The sequence below is a fragment of the Adlercreutzia sp. CNCM I-6207 genome (assembly GCF_977072305.1).
In genome coordinates this window covers 13,777-39,597 of the sequence record NZ_CDRVLZ010000021.1, presented here as the reverse complement: position 1 = coordinate 39,597, position 25,821 = coordinate 13,777, and the positions used below count along the sequence as shown (strand labels likewise).

The 25,821-nt window shown below is 65.8% G+C and carries 23 protein-coding genes; 22 read left to right on the top strand and 1 reads right to left on the bottom strand.

The annotated features are described in order from the left end of the window. Nucleotides 1-308: 308 nt before the first annotated feature. Nucleotides 309-1,535 carry a deoxyguanosinetriphosphate triphosphohydrolase family protein gene (locus ACW4QM_RS10190; protein ID WP_161127861.1) on the bottom strand — a complete coding sequence of 409 codons (1,227 nt, stop codon included), beginning with the start codon at nucleotides 1,533-1,535 and terminating at the stop codon, nucleotides 309-311. 114 nt (nucleotides 1,536-1,649) lie between these two features. On the opposite strand from ACW4QM_RS10190, the gene dnaG reads away from it, so the two are divergent. The 22 genes from dnaG (at nucleotide 1,650) to ACW4QM_RS10080 (ending at nucleotide 25,789) form a co-directional block, all read left to right on the top strand. Next, entirely contained in the window at nucleotides 1,650-3,515 is a 1,866-nt protein-coding gene (gene dnaG, locus ACW4QM_RS10185; protein WP_161127862.1) for a DNA primase, read from the top strand. 204 nt (nucleotides 3,516-3,719) lie between these two features. After that, nucleotides 3,720-4,262, top strand: a complete 543-nt coding sequence (def, locus tag ACW4QM_RS10180; protein ID WP_022739980.1) for a peptide deformylase — start codon at nucleotides 3,720-3,722, stop codon at nucleotides 4,260-4,262. Nucleotide 4,263: 1 nt separating this feature from the next. After that, complete coding sequence (fmt, locus tag ACW4QM_RS10175) at nucleotides 4,264-5,202, top strand: methionyl-tRNA formyltransferase (RefSeq protein ID WP_114549758.1); 939 nt, start codon at nucleotides 4,264-4,266, stop codon at nucleotides 5,200-5,202. After that, entirely contained in the window at nucleotides 5,195-7,228 is a 2,034-nt protein-coding gene (locus ACW4QM_RS10170; protein ID WP_237974517.1) for a transcription antitermination factor NusB, read from the top strand. Before fmt ends, ACW4QM_RS10170 begins: the two co-directional genes overlap by 8 nt. 559 nt (nucleotides 7,229-7,787) lie before the next feature. Beyond that, on the top strand, nucleotides 7,788-8,372 hold the full coding sequence (locus tag ACW4QM_RS10165; protein ID WP_022739977.1) for a helix-turn-helix domain-containing protein: 585 nt from the start codon (nucleotides 7,788-7,790) through the stop codon (nucleotides 8,370-8,372). Between the two features lie 121 nt (nucleotides 8,373-8,493). Next, complete coding sequence (locus ACW4QM_RS10160) at nucleotides 8,494-10,284, top strand: AMP-binding protein (RefSeq protein WP_114539010.1); 1,791 nt, start codon at nucleotides 8,494-8,496, stop codon at nucleotides 10,282-10,284. After that, complete coding sequence (locus ACW4QM_RS10155; protein ID WP_114548303.1) at nucleotides 10,284-11,021, top strand: nucleotide-binding protein; 738 nt, start codon at nucleotides 10,284-10,286, stop codon at nucleotides 11,019-11,021. The genes ACW4QM_RS10160 and ACW4QM_RS10155 overlap by 1 nt, the downstream gene beginning before the upstream one ends. 72 nt (nucleotides 11,022-11,093) lie before the next feature. Then, the gene (locus ACW4QM_RS10150) at nucleotides 11,094-11,300 is read left to right on the top strand and encodes a 4Fe-4S binding protein (RefSeq protein ID WP_161127865.1); all 207 of its coding nucleotides are present in this window, start codon (nucleotides 11,094-11,096) and stop codon (nucleotides 11,298-11,300) included. A 4-nt stretch (nucleotides 11,301-11,304) separates the two neighbouring features. After that, nucleotides 11,305-12,375 carry a 3-methyl-2-oxobutanoate dehydrogenase subunit VorB gene (locus tag ACW4QM_RS10145; protein ID WP_114539012.1) on the top strand — a complete coding sequence of 357 codons (1,071 nt, stop codon included), beginning with the start codon at nucleotides 11,305-11,307 and terminating at the stop codon, nucleotides 12,373-12,375. A 1-nt stretch (nucleotide 12,376) separates the two neighbouring features. Continuing rightward, complete coding sequence (locus ACW4QM_RS10140) at nucleotides 12,377-13,231, top strand: thiamine pyrophosphate-dependent enzyme (RefSeq protein WP_114539013.1); 855 nt, start codon at nucleotides 12,377-12,379, stop codon at nucleotides 13,229-13,231. Continuing rightward, nucleotides 13,231-13,764: a 2-oxoacid:acceptor oxidoreductase family protein gene (locus ACW4QM_RS10135; RefSeq protein ID WP_114539014.1), complete on the top strand. Its 534-nt coding sequence runs from the start codon at nucleotides 13,231-13,233 to the stop codon at nucleotides 13,762-13,764. Before ACW4QM_RS10140 ends, ACW4QM_RS10135 begins: the two co-directional genes overlap by 1 nt. 238 nt (nucleotides 13,765-14,002) lie before the next feature. Beyond that, complete coding sequence (locus tag ACW4QM_RS10130; protein ID WP_022739970.1) at nucleotides 14,003-14,557, top strand: helix-turn-helix domain-containing protein; 555 nt, start codon at nucleotides 14,003-14,005, stop codon at nucleotides 14,555-14,557. 197 nt (nucleotides 14,558-14,754) lie between these two features. Then, a complete protein-coding gene (locus ACW4QM_RS10125; protein WP_161127866.1) occupies nucleotides 14,755-16,428 on the top strand; it encodes an AMP-binding protein in 1,674 nt (557 codons plus the stop codon). Between the two features lie 422 nt (nucleotides 16,429-16,850). Then, nucleotides 16,851-17,564, top strand: coding sequence for a cytochrome c-type protein Cgr1 (cgr1, locus tag ACW4QM_RS10120; protein WP_114539017.1), 714 nt, complete (start codon nucleotides 16,851-16,853; stop codon nucleotides 17,562-17,564). A 196-nt stretch (nucleotides 17,565-17,760) separates the two neighbouring features. Further along, nucleotides 17,761-18,297: a rubrerythrin family protein gene (locus ACW4QM_RS10115; RefSeq protein WP_161127867.1), complete on the top strand. Its 537-nt coding sequence runs from the start codon at nucleotides 17,761-17,763 to the stop codon at nucleotides 18,295-18,297. A gap of 457 nt (nucleotides 18,298-18,754) precedes the next feature. Next, a complete protein-coding gene (gene pyrR / locus ACW4QM_RS10110; protein WP_161127868.1) occupies nucleotides 18,755-19,351 on the top strand; it encodes a bifunctional pyr operon transcriptional regulator/uracil phosphoribosyltransferase PyrR in 597 nt (198 codons plus the stop codon). Between the two features lie 4 nt (nucleotides 19,352-19,355). Then, entirely contained in the window at nucleotides 19,356-20,300 is a 945-nt protein-coding gene (locus ACW4QM_RS10105; protein WP_161127869.1) for an aspartate carbamoyltransferase catalytic subunit, read from the top strand. Next, a complete protein-coding gene (locus tag ACW4QM_RS10100; RefSeq protein WP_161127870.1) occupies nucleotides 20,284-21,576 on the top strand; it encodes a dihydroorotase in 1,293 nt (430 codons plus the stop codon). The genes ACW4QM_RS10105 and ACW4QM_RS10100 overlap by 17 nt, the downstream gene beginning before the upstream one ends. Nucleotides 21,577-21,849: 273 nt before the next feature. Continuing rightward, on the top strand, nucleotides 21,850-22,851 hold the full coding sequence (locus ACW4QM_RS10095; protein ID WP_161127871.1) for an ABC transporter substrate-binding protein: 1,002 nt from the start codon (nucleotides 21,850-21,852) through the stop codon (nucleotides 22,849-22,851). Nucleotides 22,852-22,863: 12 nt separating this feature from the next. Then, nucleotides 22,864-23,862 carry a FecCD family ABC transporter permease gene (locus tag ACW4QM_RS10090; protein WP_161127872.1) on the top strand — a complete coding sequence of 333 codons (999 nt, stop codon included), beginning with the start codon at nucleotides 22,864-22,866 and terminating at the stop codon, nucleotides 23,860-23,862. Next, a complete protein-coding gene (locus ACW4QM_RS10085) occupies nucleotides 23,855-24,859 on the top strand; it encodes a FecCD family ABC transporter permease (RefSeq protein ID WP_161127873.1) in 1,005 nt (334 codons plus the stop codon). Before ACW4QM_RS10090 ends, ACW4QM_RS10085 begins: the two co-directional genes overlap by 8 nt. Nucleotides 24,860-24,874: 15 nt before the next feature. Next, nucleotides 24,875-25,789 carry an ABC transporter ATP-binding protein gene (locus ACW4QM_RS10080; protein ID WP_237974563.1) on the top strand — a complete coding sequence of 305 codons (915 nt, stop codon included), beginning with the start codon at nucleotides 24,875-24,877 and terminating at the stop codon, nucleotides 25,787-25,789. The last annotated feature ends 32 nt before the right edge of the window (nucleotides 25,790-25,821 follow it).

The window sequence follows — 25,821 nt, the reverse complement described above, 5'->3', positions numbered from 1 at the left end:
TCAACCGCATCGCAACCGGTGCCCGCTACATAGATCTCGAGGGGCCGAACATGCGAGAGTACTTCGCCAAGAAGAGGCGCGCTGATTAGCGGTACCGAGGCAGCCTACTCGCGGTACCGCCTTTTGCTGATCGCCGGTACCAAGCCAGGTGATCGATGGTACCGCGAGAGGTTACTACTCATTTCTGGAGTCCGTTATCGTGGGAATCTTGTGCAAGCTCCAAAATAGCACATTTTCCAAATCGTGCAGAAAACAAAGAGTGGGACGTGCGTTCGGGTTTGCAAGCTAGCGAATCTGATTAGTAAGGGTTAGATGAGATCCGCGCAATAGCCGCGGGTTTGGATCTTGCGACGGCTTTTGGGGAACAGGTGGCGGTAGATGGCCATGAAGTAGCTGTCAGTCATGGAGGCCATGTAGTCCACCACGATCTGGTTCGGCTCGCCGGCCAGGTACTCCGCAGGCACGATGGACCGCGATGCCGCGGCGAGGCGCTGCACGTGGTGCTGGAAGATGGGACTTTCCCGGCGCTCTTCCAAAAGGTCGGAAAGCAGGCGCGCGTACATCTCCTCGAACATCTCCTCCACGAGGTTCTCGGCGTCGTCCACCATGCCCTCTTTCAAGTAGATGACCTCGTAGTTCTGCTTCTTCGCCAGTTTCAGGTCGCGGAAGACCTCCTCGCTCATGGCAATCTCCGGCTTGCCGTAGGAGTTGTTCACGATATCGACGGTGAGGTTGTTGATGATCTTCGCGTTGGTCACGCCGATCGCCTCGGAATCGAAGGGGGAAAGCGAATCGATGACCCCCATGGCGAGCGCGTCCTGGCGATCCTTGCCGATGTAGGCGATCATGTCGGCCACGCGCACGACGCAGCCCTCCAGCGTGGAGGGGCGCAGGGTCTTGATGGTGGACTCGTCGGCCGTGCAGGCCTCCACCAAGTTGTCCAGCTGCTCGAACGTGGTCGTCTCTCCCAGGCGCAGCACCTGCTGGGCGAACTCGCCGTTGTGGCAGAGCACCCCATCGAGCGTCTGTAGCGAGATGTTGCGACGGTACAGGTTGTCGAGCACCCGCACCGAGTGCACGTTGTGGTTGAAGGTGCGCCCGGTGCGCGCGCGGTAGCAGGCCGACAGAAAACGCTCGCCGGCGTGGCCGAAGGGGGTGTGGCCCGTGTCGTGGCCGAGCGCGATGGCCTCGATGAGGTCGCAATTCAGCCCGAGCAGGCTCCCGATGCCCCGAGCCACGCGGCTCACGAGCTGCACGTGCAGCCCGCGCCGCGAGATCTCGTCGTTCTCGGCGAAGGAGAACACCTGGGTCTTGTCGGCGTAACGGTTATAGGCGGGCAGGTTCAGCACCTTCTCGGTGTCGCGCACGAAGGCCGGGCGCGTGAGCGTGGCCCGGTCGTGGGCGAAGTCCTCGCGGCGCACCACGTCCGTATCATCGGTGCGGTAGGGGCTCACGCGGCCGGCAGCCCGATCGGCCCGAATGGCCTCTTCCACGTCGGGGCTCAGGGTAAGGTAGGGGACGTTGTTCTCTGCCATGGCTCGCTCGCTTTCGCTGGTCATTAGTTTTGCCGCTATTGTAGCTGCGGAACATCTGTTTGCACGTGGCGGTGCTATACTTTCCAGAAAACGACGAAGAGAAAGCGGGGGCCCGTGGCCGGCATCAGCGACGAGGATATCCAGAAAGTTCGCGACGCGAGCGATCTCGTGGCGGTCATCGGCGAGCGCACCCCCGTCAAGCAGAAGGGCCGCGACTTCTGGTGCTGCTGCCCGCTGCATCAGGAGAAGACCCCCTCGTTCAAGATCGACCCGGCGACACAGCTGTGGCACTGCTTCGGCTGCGGGGAGGGGGGCGATGTCTTCTCGTTCATCATGAAGACCGAGGATTTCAACTTCCCCGAAGCCGTGCGCTATCTGGCCGACCGCGCCCGCATCGACATCGCGGAGGATACGCGGGGCGGGGGCGTGTCGCGCTCGGTGAAGAGCCGTATGAAGGAGATCTGCGCGCGCACGGCCGAGTTCTACCACACCCAGCTCATGCGCGGGCGCGGCGAGGGGCCGGACGCCGCACGGAAGTACCTGGCCTCCCGCGGCTTCGGCGGCGAGGTGCCGAAGAAGTGGATGCTCGGCTACGCCCCCGGGCGCGGGGCGCTCGTCCGGCATCTTTCGGCCTTGGGCTTCAAACCCGACGAGATGATCCGCGCCAACGTGGCCCTCGACGGGCGCGGGGGCCCGGTGCGCGACCGCTTCTACGAACGCGTGATGTTCCCCATCTTCGACGCCCAGGGCGATTGCGTGGCCTTCGGCGGCCGCGTCATCGGCGCCGGCGAGCCGAAGTACCTGAACTCCCAGGAAACGCCGCTGTTCCACAAGTCCCAGGTGCTCTACGGGCTCGACCAGGCGAAGGCGCGCATGGCCTCTACCGGCTGCGCCATCGTAGTGGAAGGCTACACCGACGTCATTGCGCTGCACGAGGCGGGCGTCACCAACGTGGTGGCCACCCTGGGCACGGCGCTCACCATGCGGCACATCCGGGTGCTCGCCAAGCACGCGCCCAAGAAGATCGTCTACCTGTTCGACGGCGACGCGGCGGGTCAGAAGGCGGCCGACCGCGCCCTGGCCTTCATCGGCGAGAGCATCTCCGACAAGAACCGCAACTCCGTGGAGCTTCTGGCCGTCACCCTGCCGAGCAACCAGGATCCGGCCGAGTTCGTGCAGGCGGAGGGCGCGCAGGCTTTGGAGGCGGTGGTGGAAGGGGCGCTCCCGCTCATCGAGTTCGGCCTCGAACGGCGCCTCGACAGCTTCGACCTGGATACCGCCCCCGGCCGCGATCGCGCGCTGGACGCGTGCCTGGCGGTGCTCGCCCCCATCAAGGACACGCTGGTGGCGAAGGACTACGCCGTGCGCACCTGGTCGCGCCTGCGGGCCCACGGGCGCCTCGGCATCGAGGAGGCCGACGTGCTGGAGCGGCTGGCAGCCCTGGAGACGCCCCGCGGCGCCCCCGAGGAGGAGACCGGGCCCGAGGCCCCCGCGCCCCGACCTGTGCGCCGCGCGCTTTCCCAGGCCGAGCGCAACCGCCTGCGCTTCGAGCGGGAGTTTCTGGCGCTCGCTTGCCAGCATCCCCTTGTGGGGCTCGCCCATGCCGATGCGCTGGCCCAGGTGCAGTGGCACGAGGAGGTGCACCGCCTTCTGGCCGAGAGCGTGCTCGCGACCCTCTCCGAGAACCCGGGGGCCGCGCCGGCCGACATCGTCACGAAGGCGACGCTCGCCACGCCCCATGCCGCCCGCGTGCTCACCGCCGGGTCGTCCTACCCGTCGAGCACCCCGGAGGCCATCGGCGCCTACCTGGCCGAGGAGCTGGCCCTGGGCGATGCCGAGGAGGCCATCGGGGCGCTCACGGCCCAGATGAACGCCGGGGCCGACGCCGAGGAGGCCGAGCTGCTGCACGCGGCCGTTACCACCTTGCAGATGGACGTGGCCGCCCGTCGCGTCGCCCACCGAGCGCTGCCCGCCAGCTAGGGCACCCGCCGCGGCGCTCCATCTCCGCGTTTCACCCCTCCCCGTAGGGGGCGCCGTCCGTCCGTAGATTTCGCGGGTCATCTGGACAGGAGGGGCCTCGCGCTTCACAATGTCCCAAGCAACTGATACGATCCCGGGCCATTTCAGAGCTGCCCGGGGTTGCCGCAGCGCATTGACACTTCACTATACAGAGTAAGGAATACCGTGCTTCCCATTGTTATTTCCCCCGATCCCATTCTCGCCACGGTCTGCGAGCCGTGCGAGCCCGGCGACAAGTCGCTTAAGCGTCTCTCCAAGCAGATGGCCCACGCCATGTACAAGAACTACGGTTGCGGCATCGCCGCCCCCCAGGTGGGCGTCACCAAGCGCCTGGTCGTCATCGACGTCGACTGGGACGGCGAGAAGGGGGAGAAGAACCCCATCGTGCTCGTGAACCCCGAGATCGTGGAATTGGCCGGCGAGCCGGAGGAGGGCGGCGAGGGCTGTCTTTCGTGCCCCGGCGTCACCGTGCCGGTGAAGCGCCAGCCGTGGGCCCGCGTCCAGTACTACGATTTGGACGGCGAGTTGTGGGAGATCGAGGGCGACGGCCTGCTCGGCCGCTGCCTGCAGCACGAGATCGACCACTTGAACGGCAAGACGCTCTTCGAGAGCTGCGATCCGGTGACCCGCATCGAGGCGCTGCGCGCCTACGAGGAGGCCAAGGCCGCCGGCGCCCGCCCGGGCGACACCGATATCGAGGTGAAGTAGCGTGCGCGTCGTCTTCATGGGAACGCCCCGCTTCGCGGCGGAAATCTTGGACGAGTTGGCGGAGTTCCACGAGATCGCGGCCGTCTACACGCGTCCCGACGCCGTGCGCGGCCGGGGAAAGGCGCTCGTACCCTCCCCGGTGAAGGAAGTGGCCGAGCGCCGCGGTCTTCCCGTGCGAACGCCGCGCACGCTGCGCGACGCCGCGGTGCTCTCGGAGCTCGCCGCGTTCGCGCCCGATGTCATCTGCGTGGCGGCCTACGGGGCGATTCTCCCCAAGGAGGTGCTCGACCTGCCGCCCTTCGGCTGCCTGAACGTGCACGGGTCCCTGCTTCCGCGCTGGCGCGGGGCGGCCCCCATCGAGCGGGCCATCCTCGCCGGCGACGAGGAGATCGGCGTGTGCATCATGGCCATGGAGGAGGGGCTCGACACCGGCGACTACTGCGTGTGCCGCTCGCTGCCCGCAGGTTCGCGCACAGCCGCCGAGCTCACCGAGGAGCTGGCAGCCCTGGGCGCCAGCGCGCTGCTCACGGCGCTGGCCCAGGCCGAGGGCGGCAACCTGCGCTGGGTGGCCCAGGACGAGGCGCTGGTCACCTACGCCGAGAAGATCGCCAAAGGCGAGCTGAACCTCGATCCTGCCGAGAGCGCCGTTGCGAACGATCGCCGCGTGCGTGCCTCGGGCGCCGCCCATCCCGCCCGGGCCGTCGTCGCCGGCCGGCCGCTGACGGTGCTGGCGGCCCGCGTGGCCGACGATGCTCCCGCCGACCGCCTGGGCTCCGGCGCGGCGGCCCTTATCGCGAACCGACTGCTTCTCGGCTGCGCCGAGGGGGTCTTGGAAGTAACCGAAGTAAAACCGGACGGCAAGCGCGCCATGGACGCGCGCTCGTTTGCCGCCGGCGTCCCCGCGCTGCGGGGCGAGGAAGGAACATGGTCCCGTGCATAACGATCATCGATCCCACAACCAGAGACGATCCTACGACCGAGCGAGCCAGGGCGATCGCAACGCCCAGGGCGGCGCGCGGCAGAACCGCGGGCCGCGCCCCGGCGGAAAGTCCGGCGACTTCCGCAAAGGGGGCAAGCCCGGCGGGTTCTGCAAAGACAGCAAGCCGGGTGGCTACCGCAAGGATGACCGGGGGCCTCGTGACGGGAAGCCGAGCGACTTCCGCAAAGGGGGCAAGCCCGGCGGGTTCCGCAAAGACGGGAAGCCGGGTAGCTTCCGCAAGGATGATCGCGGCCCCCGCGACGGGAAGCCCGGCGGCTACCGCAAGGACGGCAAGCCCGGCGGATTCCGCAAGGACGACCGGGGCCCGCGTGACGAGCAGCGATCCGGCGCCGACCGGAAGGACTTCCGTGCCCGCGATGGCAAGCCAACTGGTGGGAGCGCCCCCCGCAAGGATTTCAGCCCGCGCACAGGCCGCGGCCCTCGGCGCGATTCCCGCGAGGCGGGCCACCCGCGCGAGGTGTTCATCGACGGCAAGCTCATGGCGGCCCCCGACCAAGACGTCCCGCAGGATCGCGGCCCGCGCTTCGATGGGCCTCGCGACGGCGGCCGCGGAGGCGCGCCGCGCCGCGACCAGGTGCGCCGGCAGAAGGCCCACAAGGCCACGACGGCCCGCGAGCTTGCCCTGGCGGCCATCCACCAGCTGAGGGAGCGCGACGCGTTCGCCCAGGACATCATCGCCAAGACCATCGATATCTCGCCCCTGTCGCGGGAGGATCGGGCCTTCGCCACCCGGCTCGTGCTGGGCGTGGTCAGCACGCGCGGCACCCTGGAGGACATCATCACGGGCTGCATGGACTCGCCCGACGATGCGGCCCCGGCAGTGCGCGACGCGCTGTGCCTGTCGGCCTACGAGATCGTCTTTTTGCAGAAGAGCCCCCATGCCGCCGTCGATCAGGGCGTCGAGCTGGTGAAGTCGGTGGCGCCGCGCGCGGGCGGTCTCGCCAATGCGGTGCTGCGCCGCGTGGCGCGCGCCAAAGAGGCCTTCCCCTTCGGCGACCCGCGCACTGATATCGCCGCCTATGCGCGGCTGCACGGTTTCCCGGTGTGGCTCGCCAAGCGGCTCATCGCAGAGCTCGGGCCCGAGGGCGCCCGCGACTTCATGGTAGCCTCGAACGAGCCGGCTCCGGTCTACATCGCCGTCAACGCGCTGAAGGCCGCCACCGACGAGGAGGTCGTCTCGGTTCTCGCAGCGGCTCACGCTGAGCCTGAAGCCATGGCGCTGGGCGGCTGTGCCGTACCCGGCTGCTACAAAGTGGCGTCGGGCGTGCCCCTGCTCGATGGCCGTGTGCGCCGCATGATAAACCAGGGCTTGCTTCTCGTGTCCGACGCCACCTCCCAGGCAGTGGCGGATCTGGTGGTGGGAGATACGGCACCGGAGTCGTTCTTGGAGATCGGCGCCGGCCGCGCCACGAAGACCATCCTCGACCAGAGCATCGCCTACCGGCGATACGGCAAGCAGATCCCCGAGTACGTCACCGTTGACGTGCACGCCTTCAAGACCAAGCTGCTCCAAGAGCGCGCCGAGCAGTACGGGGCGCACGTGAGCGAGGCCATCATCGGCGACGCCACCGACTTGGACGCCCTGGTGGGCGAGCGCACTTTCGATCGCGTGTTCATCGACTCCCCGTGCACGGGGCTGGGCACGCTCCGGCGTCATGCGGACATCCGCTGGCGCCTGCGCCCCGAAACCATTGCCGAATCGGCCGAGCTGGACGCACGTCTCTTGGAATCGGCGGCATCCCATGTGGCTCCCGGCGGCATTCTGGCCTACGCCACCTGCACCGTCACCCACGAGGAGAACGCCGATGCCGTGGAGGCCTTCCTGGCCACCGAGGCCGGTGCCGCCTTCGAGGTGGTGCCCTGCCGAAACCCCGACCTCGACATCGAGCTGCCGTTCTTCTCCACCGTTTTAGAGCCCGGCGGCCCCGACGCCCACTTCCTCGCCCTTTTGCGTCGCAAAGCCTAAACTCTCGCTTCTCTTTCCCCGATAGAGCGAAATGGGAAATGGAAAATGTGACTATTTGGTCAGTTTTTCCATTTCCCGGGGAGTGCTATTTCAAAAAAGCACATTTTCCAATTTTTGGAAAGCGTATATGGTTTGCACGATGATATTGTCAGTTGAGTAGAGAGCTCAGTGTCAGTAAAACACCAGTTCAGAAGCTTGATGCGTCTTGGTTGCTTCAAAGACGTTTGTATTGCCGAGTCTCATGTTTGGAAAATGTGATTATTTGGTCACGCGCTCTTGGAAAATGTGCTTTCCTGTACCTTCGTTTTTCTTGAAGGCCTTCAGCAGGCCAAAATAGCACAATTTCCAAATCCTGGGCCGCCCTCTTTGCATCGAGCAGAAATTGTCTTCGACAAAAAGATTTCTCCATTTCGTCTTCGCGTCTGGCGATGGCGAGGCTGCGGGAAAAACTATAGGCGCATCGCCGACTTTTTAACCGATTGGAAATGTTGACCGCTGAGATGCCAGTAAAATAGCGTGCTACAGTCATTTTCGAGAACCGATAAGGAGGTCGCAGGTCGTGGAGCCGAATATCAAAGAGGTGGCGGGGCGTATTCGCGCTCTGCGGGAGGACATGGACCTCACGTTGCAGGAGATGGCCGAGGCCACGGGCCGGTCGACGGCGGAGTACGCCGCACAAGAGTCCGGCGAGGAGGATCTCTCCTTCACCTTCCTGTACAAGTGCGCCGAGAAGTTCGGCGTCGACGTCATCGAGCTGCTCACCGGCGAGAACCCGCACCTGACGGGCTACTCGCTCACGCGCGAGGGCGCGGGCCTTTCCATCAAGCGCCGCGCTGGCTTCGAGTACCTGCACAAGGCGCCGCATTTCCGCCACAAGCTGGCCGAGCCCTTCGTGGTCACCGCTCCCTATTTGGAAGAGGAGCAGGACGTGCCCGTGCACCTGTCCCGTCACGAGGGCCAGGAGCTCGACTTCATCATCTCCGGTCAGATGCGATTCGCCTACGAGGACCACGAGGAGATCCTGAGTCCGGGCGATGTCGTCATGTACGACTCCGGTCGCGGCCATGGCATGATCGCCACGGGAGGGGAGCCCTGCGTGTTCCTCGCCATTGTGATGAAGCCCGAGGGGGAGAAGATTATCTAGGCGGCCCGACTCGCGGGCTTGCGACCGGCGCTACCGGGCCCGGCCGCGCGTCCGCGCATCCGGCGTCGCCGAACCCAAGGTAATCGTTCGTCCTATCAAGACTTCACCCGAGGATATCATCATGAGAAACATCAACTTGCGCTACGTGGACGAGGCCTACGACGAGAACGGTCTGCTCACGAAGTTCGACATCACCATGCCCGATAACTTCAACTTCGCCTACGACGTCGTGGACGACATCGCGATCAACGACCCCGAGCGCACGGCCATGGTCTGGTGCAACCCGGAAGGGGAGGAGCACACCTTCACCTTCGCCGACATGAAAACGTGGTCGGACAAGACGGCGAACTTCATGGCGGACTGCGGCATCGGCCGCGGCGACTTCGTCATGGTCATCCTGCGCCGCCACTACCAGTTCTGGTTCACGATGCTGGCCCTGGAGAAGCTGGGAGCGGTGGCGGTGCCGGCCACCTTCATGCTGAAGGAGCACGACCTCACCTATCGCCTGAACGGGGCTGACATCAAGGCCATCATCGCCACCTCGGCCGGGGACATCGCCGGCACCATCGACGCGGTGGTGAAGGAGTGCCCCAGCGTGGAGACGCTCATCCTCGTGAACCCCGCCGGCGCCGGGCTCACCCCGCGCGACGAGGACGGGAACTGGGTCGCTCCCGCCGGCGAGCTTGTCGGCGAGGCGCTCTCGGGCCCTGCGGGCATCTGCGCGGCCCCCGTCGCGCGCGAGGGCTGGCGCGACTTCAACAGCGAGGTGCGCGCGGCTTCGGCCGACTTCACCCGCCGCGAGACGGCCGGCGCCGATCCCATGCTCATGTACTTCTCCTCGGGCACCTCGGGCAATCCCAAGATGGTGCTCCACGATTCCGGCTACGCGCTGGCGCACCTCGTCACGGCCAAGCACTGGCACAACGTGAATCCCGAGGGGCTGCACTTCACCATCGCCGACACCGGCTGGGGCAAGGCGGTCTGGGGCAAGTTCTTCGGCCAGTGGCTCATGGAGGCCGCGGTGCTCACCTACGACTTCGACCGCTACGATCCGGCCGAGATCCTCTCCCTCGTCGGTCGCTACGGCGTGACGACGCTCTGCTGCCCGCCGACGATGTACCGCCTCATGACCGAGGTGGACGTGGACGCCTTCGACCTGTCCAGCTTGGAGTACTGCACCACGGCCGGCGAGGCGCTGAACCCCGATCTGTTCGACTTCTGGCGCGAGCACACCGGCCTTACCATCTACGAGGGCTTCGGCCAAACGGAAACCCCGCTCACCGTGGGCAATCTGACGAACTCCACGCCGCGCCCGGGCTCCATGGGCAAGCCGGTGCCGATGTACGTCATGAGGATCTTGCGCGACGACGGCACCGAGTGCGACACCGGCGAGACCGGCGAGATCTGCATCTCCATCGACCCGCATCCGGCCGGCATCATGATGGAGTACTACCGCAACGCCGAGAAGACCGCCGAGGCCATGCACGACGGCTGGTACCACACCGGCGACACGGCCTGGCGCGACGAGGAGGGCAACTACTGGTACGTGGGCCGCAACGACGACGTCATCAAGTCGAGCGGCTACCGCATCGGCCCCTTCGAGATCGAGTCGGTGATGCTCGAGCACGACGCCGTGCGCGAGGTGGCCGTCACCGGCGTGCCCGACCCGGTGCGCGGCTTCGCCGTGAAGGCGACGGTGGTGCTCGCCGACGGCTGGCAGGGAAGCGATGACCTCACCGCCGAGCTGCAGAAGTGGGTGAAGCGCCAGACAGCCCCCTACAAGTACCCACGCATCATCGAGTACGTCGACGAGCTGCCGCGCACCGTCAACGGCAAGATCCGCCGGGCCGCCATCCGCGAGCAGGACAAGACCCACCACGCCTCGCAGAAGACCCCCGAGGGGCTCATCTGATGACGGCAGATCAAGCTGCGAGGCTCCCGTTCCCGTTGGCGCCGGTCACGGTGGTGACGGGGCATTACGGAGTGGGGAAGACCAACTTCGCCCTCAACCTCGCCTTGGACGCCGCCGCGGCCGGGTACCGCGTGACACTCGCCGATATGGACGTCGTGAACCCGTACTTCCGCTCGAACGAGTATCGCGATCTTCTGGAAGAGGCCGGGGTGCGGCTCATCGCGCCGGTGTTCGGCCACGCGGGCACGAGCCTCGACGTCCCGTCGGTCACCGGGGAACTGGCCGTGGCTGCGGCGGAGGCCTATCGCGACGAGACGGGGCGTACGGTCGTCATCGTGGATGCCGGCGGCGACGATGTGGGCGCCACGGCGCTCGCGCGCTTCGCGCCGGCCCTCGCAGCGGGGCCTTATGCCATGCTCTACGTGGTGAACGCCTTCCGCAACCTCACGCAGGAACCTGCCGATGCGGTGGCGGTGCTGCGCGAGATCGAGGTCAAGAGCCATTTGGCGGCCACGGCCGTGGTGGGCAACTCCCACTTGCAGGGCGAGACTGCTTTGGGACACATCGTCGAAAGTGTCCCGTATACCCAGGCAGTGGCCTCGATGGCGGGCCTTCCCATTGCCTGCATTACCGCCCCCATTCAGGCCATTCAGCGGGAAAACACGGGGCCATGCGCCCTGGACGACATTCCCAATGGCTATGCTGTGAACGTGTACGTCAAGCCTCCCTGGTCCTAAGGGCGGCCCATTCAAGATGAGAGAGAGGCGCGGGCGGCGAGGCCCGCGCGCGAGTAAGCAAGGGAGGTTTCTATGGCGCGAGTCACTATCGACGATTTCTTCTGCAAGGGATGCGAGCTGTGCACCGACGTCTGCCCGGTGGGCATCCTCGAGCTCGATCCGGATGTCATCACGGCCAAGGGCTATCACCCGGCCCATTGCACCGACGAGGACAAGTGCACCGGTTGCGCCACCTGCGCGACCATGTGCCCCGATGTGGCCATCACGGTTGAAAGGTAGTTCAATGGCTGAGAAAGTACTCATGAAGGGCAACGAGGCCATGGCCGAGGCGGCCATGCGCGCCGGCTGCCGCTTCTTCTTCGGTTACCCCATCACGCCCCAGACCGAGGTGGCCGCCTATATGGCGAAGATGATGCCGAAGGTGGGGGGCACCTACCTTCAGGCGGAGTCCGAAGTGGCGGCCATCAACATGGTCTACGGCGCGTCGGCGGCCGGTGCCCGCGTGATGACCTCCTCGTCGTCCCCGGGAATCTCGCTGAAGAGCGAGGGCATCTCGTATATGGCCGGCGCCGATCTGCCCGGCGTCATCGTCAACGTGCAGCGCGGCGGCCCGGGTCTGGGCTCCATCCAGCCCTCCCAGGCCGACTACTGGCAGGCCACCAAGGCCACCGGCCACGGCGACTTCCACATCGTCGTGTACGCGCCCTCCACGGTGCAGGAGATGGCCGACTACGCCTTCAAGGCCTTCGACACGGCCGACAAGTACCGCGTGCCGGTCATGATCATGGCCGACGGCATGCTCGGCCAGATGATGGAGCCCGTGGTGCTGCCCGAGGCCCTCGCCTTAGAGGATCTGCCGGAGAAGCCCTGGGCCACCTGCGGCCACGGCCACAAACGTCCCCACAACGTGGCGAACTCGCTGTATCTGACCGCGTCCGATCTGGAGGACCTCGTTCGTGAGCGCTACGAGCGCTACGCCGTCATCGAAGAGACCGAGCAGGAGGCCGAAACCTACCTCACCGAGGATGCCGACATCGTGCTCGTGGCCTTCGGCGGTGCCGCCCGCGTGGCCCGCTCGGCGGTGAACGCCGCCCGCGAGCAGGGCATCAAGGCGGGGCTTGTGCGCCCCATCACGCTGTGGCCCTTCCCGACCCGCGCCATCGAGGCGGTCGTTCCCACGGCCAAGGCCTTCCTCGATGTGGAGATGAACATGGGTCAGATGGTGGAGGACGTCCGTCTGGCGGTGGCCGGCCGCGTGCCGGTGGAGTTCTACGGCCGCACCGGCGGCGTCATCCCGACCCCCGACGAGGTGCTGGCGGCCATTGTCGCTTTGAACGAGAAGGTAGGTGAGTAGCATGGCCGAGACGACTGAGAAGGAAATGAAGGTGGTCTTCGAGCGACCCCACTCCCTGTTGCCCGTGGTCACGAACTTCTGCCCCGGCTGCCCCCACGGCATCGTGGAGCGTCTGGTGTGCGAGGTCATGGACGAGCTGGACATCGAAGGCGAGACGATCGGCGTGGCGCCCGTGGGCTGCTCGGTCATCTCCTACGACTTCTTCGGCTGCGACATGATCGAGGCCGCCCACGGCCGGGCGCCCGCGGTGGCCACGGCGGTGAAGCGCGTGCACCCCGACAAGGTGGTCTTCGCCTACCAGGGCGATGGCGACTTGGCCTCCATCGGCATGGCCGAGACGGTCCATGCGGCCACCCGAGGCGAGAACATCACCATCATCTTCATCAACAACGCCATCTACGGCATGACCGGCGGCCAGATGGCCCCCACCTCGCTGCCGAACCAGGTGACCCAGACGAGCCCCTACGGGCGCGACGTGTCCACAGCCGGCAACCCCATCCGCGTGAGCGAGCTTCTGAACGCGCTGGACGGCCCGGCCTACATCGAGCGCGTCTGCGTCGATACGCCGAAGAACGTGCGCAAGGCCAAAAAGGCCATCAAGAAGGCCTTCCAGAACCAGATCGACGGCGTGGGCTACTCGTTCATCGAGGTGGTCTCCACCTGTCCCACCAACTGGGGCATGACGCCGCAGGACGCTTTCGAGTGGATGCGCGTGAACATGCTGCCGTACTACCCGCTCGGGGTGGTGCGCGATGTGACCGCCGACGGCTTCGCCAATGCTGCCGAGGCGGCGAGCGCCCGCAATGCCGCCTGCCCCATCGCCCATCCCGAGGCTGTGTCAGAAGGAGGCAACTAATGGGCAAGGATCTTACCTGTGTCGTCGCCGGCTTCGGCGGCCAAGGGTCGCTGTTCGCCGGCAAGGTCATCGCCACGGCCGGCCTCATCGAGGACCGCGAGGTGTCGTGGATGCCCTCCTACGGCCCCGAGATGCGCGGCGGCACCGCCAACTGCTCGGTGACGCTGTCCGATGAGCCCATCGGCAGCCCGCTGATCACGCGCCCGCGCGCACTCATCGCCCTGAACCAGCCCTCCTTTGACAAGTTCATCGACAACGTGGAAGAGGGCGGCATCGTGGTGGTTGACACGGCCATGGTGCCGAGCCTCACCGAGCCTGAGGGCGTGACGGTCATCGGCATTCCCGCGACGAAGATGTGCGAGGAGGCCGGCCTCAAAGGCCTCGGCAACATCGTGCTCATCGGTAAGCTCTGGGCCGAGACCGGCTTTTGTTCCGAGGAGGCGCTCGACGGCGCCATCGCAAAGGTGGCCGGCAAGAAGCCTGAGAAGCTGGAGCAGAACCGCCAAGCCATCAAACTCGGCATCAACGCCTGATTTTCTGGTAACGGCTAAGTAGGCGGAGGCGCGACGGGCTCTCCCGCGCGCAGGTTGCGCAGCGAACGGAACAGCCCAGTGGGCTGTTCCGCCGAGCGAGCCATTGCTTGAGCACGGGAGAGGCCGGCGCGCCTCCGCCGGACGGCACCTGCGCGCGGGGACACCCGACCGCCTCCAGCCCTCGGGGATTGAATAAGGCACCGTCCAGTCAGGGGCGGGACAAGATAGAAGGACGAACATGGAAGAAGAGAACCTGAAAGACTTGGGCGAGCGCCTGCAGGGCCTGCGCGAGGCCTGCGACGTGTCGCGCCACACTATGGCCGAGGAGCTCGGCGTCGATATCGACACCTACCGCGGCTGGGAGGAGACCGGCGAGGACATCCCCATCTCGGCCATCTACCACATGGCCCGCAAGTTCAACGTCGACCTCACCGAGATCCTCACGGGCACCGCGCCGAAGCTGGACACCTACCACTTGGTGCGTCGCGGCGAGACCGAGGAGGTCGAGCGTTTCCCCGGGTATCACTACGAGGACATGGCCAGCCGCTACGCCCGCAAGATCATGCAGCCGCTGCTGGTCATCTTGGATCCGTGCGACGAGCCGGCCGAGCTGGTGTGCCACGACGGCCAGGAGTTCAACTACGTGCTGGAAGGGTCGCTCATTCTCACCTTCGGGGATCGCGACATCCAGCTGAACGCCGGCGACAGCATCTATTTCAACCCCACCTACCCCCACGGCCAGCGCTGCAACGGCGACGTCCCCTGCAAGTTCATCACCATCATCGCTGAGTAGTACCATCTCATTTTTGGAAGAGTAGCGAAGCGACCCGGGGTGTTCCAACCGAGCGAGTTCCGCAGCGACTGGAAATGCCCAGTGGGCATTTCCACAAAGCGAGGACTGTTTGAGCGAACTGGAATACCGCGAGGCGCTTCGCGGACAAAGCGGAATCGCGCACAAAGCGAAATAGGAGAGCAGAGAGAAGCACCACTATGGATCATGTTCTGAAGAAGTACTGCCCGAGAATTGAGTTCGATTCCTACGAGGACTTCGCCGAGAACTTCACCATCGAGGTTCCCGAGGCCTTCAACTTCGGTTTCGACGTCGTCGACGAGTGGGCCGCCGTGGAGCCCGACAAGCGGGCGCTTCTGTGGACCAACGACGCCGGCGAGGAGCGTGTGTTCACGTTCACCGACATCAAGCGCCTGTCCAACCAGGCCGCCAACGCCTTTAAGGAGCTCGGCATCGGCAAGGGCGACGTGGTCATGTGCATCCTGCGCCGCCGCTGGGAGTACTGGGTGTGCGCCGTGGCCCTCTGCAAGTTGGGCGCCACCATCATCCCCGCGTCGCTGCAGCTCACGCGCAAGGACGTGGTCTACCGTGCCAACAGCGCCGACGTGAAGGCCATCGTCGCCGTGAACGACGAGTACGTCTGCACGCAGGTGGAAGAGGCCATGCCCGATTGCCCCACGGTGCGCGAGAAGTTCATCGTGGACGGCTCCCGCGAGGGCTGGGTCGATTTCGACGAGCTCATCGCCAGCTACCCCGATACCTTCGAGCGTCCGACCGGCGAGGCGGGCGTCACCTCCAAAGACATCATGCTCATGTACTTCACGAGCGGCACGACGGGCAACCCCAAGGCCGTGGAGCACAACTTCGCCCATCCGCTCGGCCACATCATAACGGCGAAGTACTGGCAGCAGGTGCAGGAGAACAAGCTGCACATGTCGGTGACCGACTCCGGTTGGGCCAAGTTCGGCTGGGGCAAGATCTACGGCCAGTGGATCGCCGGCGCCACCATCTTCGCCTACGACATGGACAAGTTCGTGCCCACCAAGCTTCTCCAGAAGATCCAGGACTACAGGCTCACCACCTTCTGCGCGCCGCCCACCATGTACCGCTTCATGCTGCAGGAGGATGTGGCCGCCTACGATCTGTCCAGCGTGGAGAACTTCGCCACGGCCGGCGAGCCGCTGAACGCGGAGGTGACCATTCAATGGGAGCGCCTCACCGGCAAGAAGATCCGCGAGGGCTTCGGCCAGACCGAGGGCCCGGTGCTTCTGGCCACCTTCCCGTGGATCGAGCCGAGGCCCGGCTCCATGGGCAAGCCGTCGCCCCTGCTCAACGTGAAGCTGCTCGACGACGACGGCCGCGAGGTCGATGACGGCGAGGAGGGCGCCATCTGCGTGACGGGCCTGAAAGAGGCCTACCCGCCGGGGTTGTTCGTGGGCTACTACGGCAACCCGGAGCGCACGGTGGAGGCCGTGGGAGGGGAGTATTACAACCTCCACGACATGGCTTGGCGCGATTCCGACGGCTATTGCTACTTCGTGGGTCGCAACGACGATGTCATCAAGTGCTCCGGCTACCGCATCGGCCCCTTCGAGGTGGAAAGTGCGCTGGTGGAGCATCCGGCCGTGGTGGAGTGCGCTGTTACGGCGGCGCCGGATCCCATCCGCGGCAAAGTGGTGAAGGCCACCGTCGTGCTCGCGAAGGGCTACGAGGGCACCGACGCGCTCACCCGCGAGCTGCAGGACCACGTGAAGAAGACCACGGCTCCCTACAAGTATCCGCGCATCATCGAGTACGTGGACGAGCTGCCCAAGACCATCGGCGGCAAGATCAAGCGCAAGCTCATCCGCCAGACCGACGGCATTCAGGAGTAGTTCCGTTCGCCCTGACGGGACGAACGGGAACGCCGACGCTGCGGCTCCGACAGGCACCTGGCGTTGCCCCTTGTTTTCACCTCGGCGCGTACCGAAGTACGCTTGGGTGAAAGGCGGGGCAATTCCAGGCACCTGTCGGAGCCTCGCTGATTTCCTTGGTCCAATTCCTCTCTCTTTTCTTCTCGATGGGCTAAAAACACCATTGGCGAGAATTTCGCGGTGATCGGCGTTGTCAATTGCAGCCAAGTTCAGGTATCATGCACATCGAAGCGAAACCCCAAGGGGCGATGGCGTCGCGCTTCGAATGGCGCCGCCCTTGCCCCTCGAGGTTCAGAGGTCAGCTGGGGAGGGCAGATCGCTCGCTTCGAAGGAAGGAGATGCCATAAGGGCATCTCGAGGATCCCCAACTGGAAGGAAGAGGCATGACAGAAGAAGAGAAAAAGGTGGACGGGCAGACTGCCGAGCCTGCCGCCCAGAAGAAAAAGAAGAAGTGGCCCATCGTCGTGGGCGTCGTCGTCGCTGTGCTCGTCGTGGCCGGCGCCGGCTTCTGGGTATGGCACGAGCAGCCGAGCTTCTGCAACGCCATCTGCCACACCCCGATGGACGCCTACCTGCCCACCTATGAGGCCGAGCCCGGCCAGGCCGCCACTGACGTGTGGGGCAACGAGGTCGCCAACGCCTCCGGCATGATGGCCGCTGTGCATCGCGCCCAGAACGGCACCACCTGCCTCGGTTGCCACGTGCCCACCCTGTCCGAGCAGATCGGCGAGGGCATGAGCTGGATCACCGGCAGCTACGAGGTTCTGAACACCCAGACCGGCCAGCAGGTCGTGCCCGAGAAGTCCCTGGAGGATCTCGTGGCCGCCCGCGGCATCGAGCCCGATCAGTTCTGCCTGAACGAGTCCTGCCACAACATGACTCGCGACGACCTGATCCAGGCCACCGCCGATCTGGAGCGCAACCCGCACGTGGCCCAGCACGGTGAGAACCAGTGCAGCGACTGCCACAAGGCGCATCGCGCTTCCGTGAACATGTGCTCGCAGTGCCACAACGACGCCCCCATCCCCGAGGGCTGGATCTCCGCTGCGGACAACACCGCGCTGGAGAAGGAGCTGGACAGCCTGAACAAGGCCTAAGCTTCTCGCCACGCAGAGCATCATGGGGAAGGCCGCCTTCGGGCGGCCTTCCCTTTTTGTCGGGGGTGCAATAGCGAAGTTACGATTACCCAACTCCTTAAGGTTAGCCGCCGCAACTCGCGGCGCCGAGTCTCACTATAGGTAGGACGATACGGCGCCCGCACGAGCGAGGCCGTGGTGAAAGGAGTTGGAACCCATGGAACTTGAGAAGTCCCAGACATGGAAGAACCTGGAGAGCGCGCTCTCCCAGGAGGCCGTGGCCTACTGCGAGTACACGTTCTACGGCCAGCAGGCCGCCAAGGACGGCTACAAGCAGATCTCCGACATCTTCAACGAGACCGCCGGCAACGAGCTGCACCACGCGAAGCTGCACTACAAGAAGATGCACGGCGGGAAGGTACCCGGCACGCTTGACAACCTGAAGGCCGCCGCCGCTAGCGAGGACGAGGAGGTCGGCATCTACACCGACTATGCCAAAACCGCCCGCGAGGAGGGCTTCGCCGATCTGGCCGACTTCTTCGAGGGCCTGGCCGCCATCGAGAAGAGCCACGAGAACCGCTACCAGCTGCTCATCGAGCGCATCGAGAACGACGAGGTGTTCCGCCGCAAGGAAGTGAAGGTGTGGGTGTGCACCGTGTGCGGCCACATCGAGATCGGCACCGAGCCCCCCGAGAAGTGCCCCGTCTGCGAGCACCCGCAGGGCTACTTCGAGATCAAGGCCGAGAACTTCTAAGTTCCGTTCGCCCTGACGGGACGAACGGCACTCCCGATGCTGTGGCTCCGACAGGCACCTGCCCTTCGCACTCAGCGCTTTCTCTCACGGCCCCAAGGCCGCTCGGCCGCGCTTCAAGCGAATTGCAGGCACCTGTCTGAGCCTCGCTGACTTCCTTGGGCGAACCTGTGGCCATCCCATTTTCGCCTTTTTAGAAAAAATTCAACACAACGCTTGCAACTCATCTTTCTGCGGTGTATGGTGCAACCGTCCTTTAAATGCGGTACAGAGAGGCCGACAAGGTAACCCCAATCAGCGCAGCGCCCGGAAAGCGGGAAGCAAGCGCAACGACGCAGGAAGCCTAGTCGCCAGACGGGCTTTTTCTTTTGCCCGCGCGGCGGCACGAAGCTCGCGGAAAACTCGGACGCGGGGCTTCGCGGACTCGTCTGTGCGCACTGACCTTACGAAGGGAGTGTGTATGAACGACGAGAGCATGGTCAAGTCGATCTGCATGGATGCAGACGACATCGAGCGAGCGGTGACGCGCATGGCGCACCAGATCCTCGAGGCCAACAAGGGCGCGGACAACCTCGCGCTCGTGGGCATCGTCACGCGAGGCGACCTTCTCGCGAAGATGCTCGTTCACAAGATCGAGGAGATCGAGGGGGTCAAGGTTCCCCTGGGCAAGCTGGACATTAGCTTCTATCGCGACGACTTCGCGACCCATATGTCCCCCGAGGTCCATTCCACCGACATCCCGTTTAGCATCGACGGCATGACCATCGTGCTCGTGGACGACGTGCTCTACACGGGCCGCACCATCCGCGCGGCGCTCGACGCCCTCATGGACATCGGCCGCCCCGCCGCCGTGGAGCTGGCGGTCCTCGTCGACCGCGGCCATCGCGAGCTGCCCATCCGCGCCGACTTCGTGGGCAAGAACGTCCCCTCGTCCTCCAGCGAGAACGTGCGTTTGTTCTTGGAGGAAGTCGACGGCATCTCGGCCGTGGAGATTCTGGACATCGAGCCGGGCAAGCGCGCAGGCGCCGCGGCCCTGACGAAAAAGGAAGGTGAGTAGGTCCATGGCCTTCGATCACAAGCACCTCATCGACATCACGGAGTACTCCGCCGATGACATCATGACCATCCTGGAGACGGCCAAGACCTTCAAGCAGGTCAACGAGCGCCGCATCAAGAAGGTGCCGACGCTGAAGGGCTTCACCGTCGTGAACATGTTCAACGAGCCCTCCACCCGCACCCGCTCCTCCTTCGAGATCGCCGAGAAGCGCCTTTCCGCCGACTCTCTGAACTTCGGCGGTTCCTCCACGGCCACGGTGAAGGGCGAGAGCCTCGTGGACACCGTGAAGACGCTCTGCTCCTACAAGATCGACTGCATCGTGGTGCGCGACCGCTGGGCCGGCGTGCCCCGCAAGATCGCGGATGTGTCCGGCGTGTCGGTCATCGACGCCGGCGACGGCAAGCACCAGCATCCCACCCAGGCGCTGCTCGATCTGTACTCCATCTGGGAGGAGAAGGGCTCCTTCGACAACCTGCACGTGGGCGTGGTGGGCGACATCTCGCACTCCCGCGTGTGCGGCTCGCTCATTCCGGCCCTGAAGATCATGGGCTGCGAGGTGACGGTCATCGCACCGCCGACGCTGCTGCCCGCGCGCCCCGACATCCTGGGCGCCGACCATGTGACGAGCAACCTGAACGAGGCGCTGCCCGAGCTGGACGTGGTGTACATGCTGCGCATCCAGCGCGAGCGCTTCGAGGGCGCGCCGTATCCGAACCTGCGCGAGTACAACCTGCTCTACGGCCTCACCGAGGAGCGCGACCGTCTTTTGAAGCCCGACGCGTGCGTGTGCCACCCGGGCCCCATCAACCGCGGCGTGGAGCTGGACAGCTTCATGGCCGACCATCCCAAGCGCTCCATCATCCTCGACCAAGTTTACGCCGGCGTGCTCGTGCGCATGGCCGCCCTGTACCTGCTCCTAGGAGGTAGCAACGATGGCATTGATGCTTAAGAACGCCCGTCTGATCGACCCCCAGATCGGCCTGGACGAAGTGGCCGACATCCTCATCCGCGACGGCAAGATCGTGGAGGTGGGCCACGACCTCACCATGGAGAAGGGCGTCGAGCGCGACCTGTCTGGCAAGATCGTCACCCCCGGCCTGGTGGACATGCACGTGCACTTCCGCGATCCGGGCCAGGAGCAGAAGGAGGACATCGCCTCCGGCTCCCGTGCGGCGGCCCACGGCGGCTTCACCGCGGTGTGCACCATGCCGAACACGAGCCCGGTGGTCGACGACGCCGTGGCCGTGGAATATGTGAAGGCCCGTGCCGCGGCCGTGGGGAAGTGCCGCGTCGTGGTGGCCGGCGCCTGCTCCAAGGATCTGAAGGGCGAGGTGCTCTCCGACATGGGCGACATGTACGCCCACGGCGCGCCGGTGTTCACCGACGACGGCCATGGCATCCAGGACGCCGGCATGATGCGTCGCGTCATGGACTACGCCAACCAGTTCGACACCGTCATCATGGCCCACTGCCAGGATGACTCGCTGGTGGCCGACGGCCAGGTGAACGAGGGCGTAGCCTCGACGCGCCTAGGCATGGTGGGCTGGCCGGCCGAGGGCGAGGAGCTGGAAATCGCCCGCGACATCGCGCTCTGCCGCCTGACCGGGTGCCCTCTGCACATCCAGCACATCACCACCAAGCGCGGGCTCGATCTGGTGGCCGCCGCCAAGGCCGAGGGCCTGCCGGTGACCTGTGAGGTGACGCCGCACCACATGTTCCTCACCGAGGACGCCATCACCGCCGAGTACCAGACCGCGCTGAAGGTGAACCCTCCGCTGCGCACCGCCGAGGATGCCGCCGCGCTCATCGAGGGCCTCGCGAACGGCACCATCGACGCCATCGTCACCGATCATGCGCCCCACACCGACTGGGAGAAGGACCGCGAGTTCGAGCTGGCGCCCTTCGGCATGACCGGGCTTGAGACCTCGCTCTCCCTCGTGCTCACGCACCTCGTGCGCGCCGGCGTCATCGACTACGGCCGCATGATTCAGGCCATGGCCGTCGCTCCGCGCGAGATCCTGCGCCAGGAGCCGGTGAAGATCGAGGCCGGCAGCGTGGCCGACCTCACGGTCATCGACCCGGAGGCCGCCTGGACCGTGGAAGTGGGCGACTTCTACTCCAAGGCCAACAACTCCGGCTTCATCGGAGCCGAGCTTACGGGCCGCGCCACCGACGTCTACGTCGGCGGCTACGCCACCATGGAGGACGGCAAGATCGTCGAGTAGGCGACTGCCGACAACCAATGTCTTGCCTGGAAGGGGCCGTCTTCGGACGGTCCCTTCTCGTTTTCCCGCCTCAAGGGTGTTTTACGGGAAAGCGTCGGCTGGGCAACAGGCGAGGGGTAGACGCGGGAGTGGGGGAGCTCCTGCCTAGAATGAGGCTACGCCGGTTGTGGATGTTTCCCGAAGGACTTGCATAAAAGTAAGCCAGTGATAACATTTGGCGCCATAAGTTCGCTGAAACTAACTGATTGCTCAGCTTTAGGAAAGGATGTGCTCATGCCCCCGATTTCCCGCCGCACCTTCGCAGCCTTCCTCGCTACCGCTGCCTTGACCCCTGTGCTCGGCGGCTGCTCCTCTTCTGCCGGCTCCTCTGCGGAAGGGGAGGGCACCGCGACGACCGATGCCGGCGCTTCTAACGCCGATGCCGCCGCAAGCGCTGCCACCCGCACCGTGGACACCGACAAGGGCCCGGTGGAGATTCCGACCAACCCCCAGACCATCGTCAGCGACTACTACCTCGGCGAGTTCCTGGCCGTGGACGTGAAGCCGGTCATCGCGAGCCCCTATGCCTTGAACAACCCCTTCCTCGCCGGGCTGTGCGACGGCATTGAGGCGCTGAACACCACCTCGGCCGAGACCTCGCTCGAGATGATCGCCGAGAAGCAGCCGGATCTCATCGTCACCATCACCGAGGCCGACTACGACAAGTACGCCAAGATCGCGCCGACGGTCTACATCGCCGATGGCACGCGCTCCGACGAGGATCTGTTCCGCTACATCGCCGATTTGGTGGGCAAAAAGGATGCCGCCGAGGCGTACATCGCTGAGTTCAACGACAAGGTGGCCACGGTGAAGGACGAGATCGTGGGCATCGTGGGCGACCGCACCGTGTCCATCCTGGAGGTGTGGCCCCAGGAGATCTACACCATGGGCAGCCACTTCGCCCGTGGCGGCTCCATTCTTTACGATATGTGGGGGCTGAAGGCACCCGAGGCCATCCAGGGCCCCATGGTAGAGGGCGACGAGGCCTACAAGGTGATCTCCGTGGAGGCGCTGCCCGACTACGCCGGCGACTTCATCTGCTACGGCGTGCTGGACGGCGCGGACTCGGCCTATGTGGACGACTCGCAGCTGTGGAAGAACCTGCCCGCCGTCAAGGCCGGTCGCCTCATGCCCTACGAGCAGGTGGCCTTCATGCACCGCGACCCCATCACGCTCACCAACCAGCTCGAGGCCTTCACCGACTTCTTCCGTGCCCATGCGGATGCGGCGGCCTAGCAGGGACGCTTCGTGTCGCGCCTCAGGACATCGATCTTCCTGATCGGGGGAGTCGTCGCGGTCGCGCTGGCCGCGGGGCTCTCCCTGTTCTTCGGCAGCACCCCCATCCCGCCCGACCAGGTGCTGGGGGCGCTCTTCTCGCCGGACATGGCGAACCAGGAGCACGTGGCCATCCTGGAGCTGCGCGGGCCCCGTACGGTGGGCTGCATCCTCGTGGGGGCGGCCTTCGCCGTGGCCGGCGCCATCATGCAGGGCGTGACCCGCAACCCCTTGGCCGACTCGGGGCTTCTCGGCATCAACGCCGGGGCCGCCTTCGCGCTGGCGCTGTGCCTGGCGCTGCTGCCGGGTATGAGCTTCGCTGGGGTGGTGGGGTGCTCGTTTGTAGGCGCCGCCTTCGCCCTGGCCGTGGTCTTCGGGGCCGTGAGCTTCCGCCGGCGCAACGTGGATCCCGTCCTGCTGGTGCTGGCGGGCTGCGCCGTGGGGCTCTTCCTCACGGCGCTCGCCCAGGGCGTGGCCATCTTCTTCAACATCGGTTACTCGCTCACTTTCTGGACCGCCGGCGGCGTAGCCGGCATCCGCGCCGATACGCTAGCCATGACGGCGCCGTTCATATTGGCGGCGCTTGTGGCCTCTTGGGTGCTGGCGCGGCGCGTGACGGTGCTCTCGCTGGGCGAGGAGGCCGCCTCGGGGCTCGGCGTGAACGTGGGGAAATCCCGCACGCTGTGTCTGCTCGTGGTGCTCGTTCTGGCGGGGGCGGCCGTGGCCCTGGCCGGCCCGGTGGCCTTCGTGGGCCTCATGGTGCCGCACATGGTGCGCCGCTTCGTGGGATCGGACTACCGGGCCGTCATCCCCGCCTCCATGGTGGGCGGGGCGCTGTTCATGCTTCTGGCCGACGTGCTCGCCCGCACGCTCATGGCGCCGAGCGAAATTCCCATCGGCGTCATCTTCGCCATCGTCGGCGTGCCGTTCTTCATCTGGTGCGCGCGGAGGGAGGCGACCGGCCTTGACTGAGCGAAAGAAACGGCTGCGCACGGGCGCGGTGCTGGCGATCCTCGCCGTGTTGGCGCTTTTGGCCCTGTGGTGCGACATCAACGCCGGCTACCGCAGTATTTCCTTGGAAGAGCTGGGGCAGATCCTTTCCGGCACGGCGAGCCGGAGCCTCACCTACACGCTGGTGGACTTGCGGCTGCCCCGGGTGCTCACCTCGCTTCTGGTGGGCGTGGGACTGTCGCTTTCCGGGTGCCTTCTGCAGGGCGTCTCCCGCAACGACATGGCCGACCCGGGCGTGCTCGGCATCAATGCCGGCGCGGGGCTGCTCGTGGCCGCCTTCGTCGTCTTCGTGCCCGCGGGGCTTGTTCCCTCCGCTGTGGCCCTGCCCCTGCTCGCCTTCGCGGGCTCGGCGGCGGTGGCCTTCCTCGGCTGGAGGCTGTCGGTGGTGCGCGGCGCCTCCAGCCCGCGCCGGCTGCTGCTCATCGGCGTCGCTTTGGCCACGGGGCTTTCCAGCGCGACGTCGCTGCTCATGCTGCGCATGTCCGACGGCGACTACGCCTTCGTGCAGAACTGGATCGCCGGCAGCATCTGGGGTGCCAGTTGGGAGAATGTGGCCATCCTCGCCGTGGGGCTGGCACTGCTCACGGCCGGCGCCCTCTACGCCTCGCGCACACTGAACGTGCTGGGGCTCGGCGAGGCGGCGGCCATGGGACTCGGCGTGAACGTGCCTCGGGCCCGTGCTGCCCTCACCGCCGTGGCCGTGGGGGCCTCGGGGCTCGCTTGCGCCGTGGGCGGCGGCCTCACCTTCGTGGGGCTCGTGTGCCCGCACATGGCGCGGCGCCTCGTGGGGCCGAACTTCCGGGCGCTCGTGCCGGCGTGCGTGCTCGTGGGCGCCGTTCTCATGCTTCTGGCCGACATCATCTCACGCACGCTGCTTGCTCCCAACGAGATTCCCGTCGGCATCGTGGCGGCCGTCATCGGCGCGCCCTATTTCCTGTACCTTTTGGCGAGATCCTAGGAGAAGGTGACGCTTGTGAAGAAGCCGAACGCAGCGGATTTCCTCGATTCCTTCCGCGAAGGCGCTCCTGAAGCGCCTGAAGTCGTCGATGAGCCTCTGTTCTGCGAGACCTGCGACCGCACCTGCGAGAAATTCGCCGACGCGGCCCTGCGCGGCGAGGCCGTGTCGGTGGGCTACGGCGACCGCGTCATCATAGAGCCCATGGACGTGGCCGTGCCCGCCGGCGAGATCACCTCCATCATCGGGCCGAACGGCTGCGGGAAGTCCACGCTTTTGAAGGCGCTCTCGCGCACCATGCCCCTGCGCGGCGGCGCGGTGTACCTGGACGGACGCGCCATCGCCGAGATGCCCACGGCCGAGGTGGCCCGCCGGATGGCGCTGCTGCCCCAGTCGCCCCAGGCGCCGGCGGGGCTCACTGTGGGCGAGCTGGTGGCGCTGGGCCGCTATCCGCACCAGAAGGGCTTCGGGCGCCTGACCGACGACGATAAGCGCATCATCGACTGGGCCCTTTCCATCACGCATCTGGGCGACTTCGCCGCGCGCCCCATCGACGCCCTTTCCGGCGGCCAGCGCCAGCGCGCCTGGATCGCCATGGCGCTCGCCCAGGACACGGGCCTCATCCTTCTGGACGAGCCCACCACCTACCTGGACATGGCCCACCAACTGGAGGTGCTGGAGCTTCTGCAGACGCTCAACCGCGACCAGGGCAAGACCATCGCGCTCGTCATCCACGAGCTGAACCTGGCCGCCCGCTTCTCCGACTGGATGATCGCCCTGAAATCCGGCGCCATCCGCGGCGCGGGCACGCCGGCCGAGGTGATGACCCCGGCCCTCCTGCGCGAGGTCTTCGGCCTGGACGCCCTCATCGCCCCCGACCCCTGGACTGCACGCCCCAGCCTCGTGAGCTACCGCCTGGCAGGGGAGGAATAAACCGTTGGATGCTCTGGAGCTTCGGGCGAACT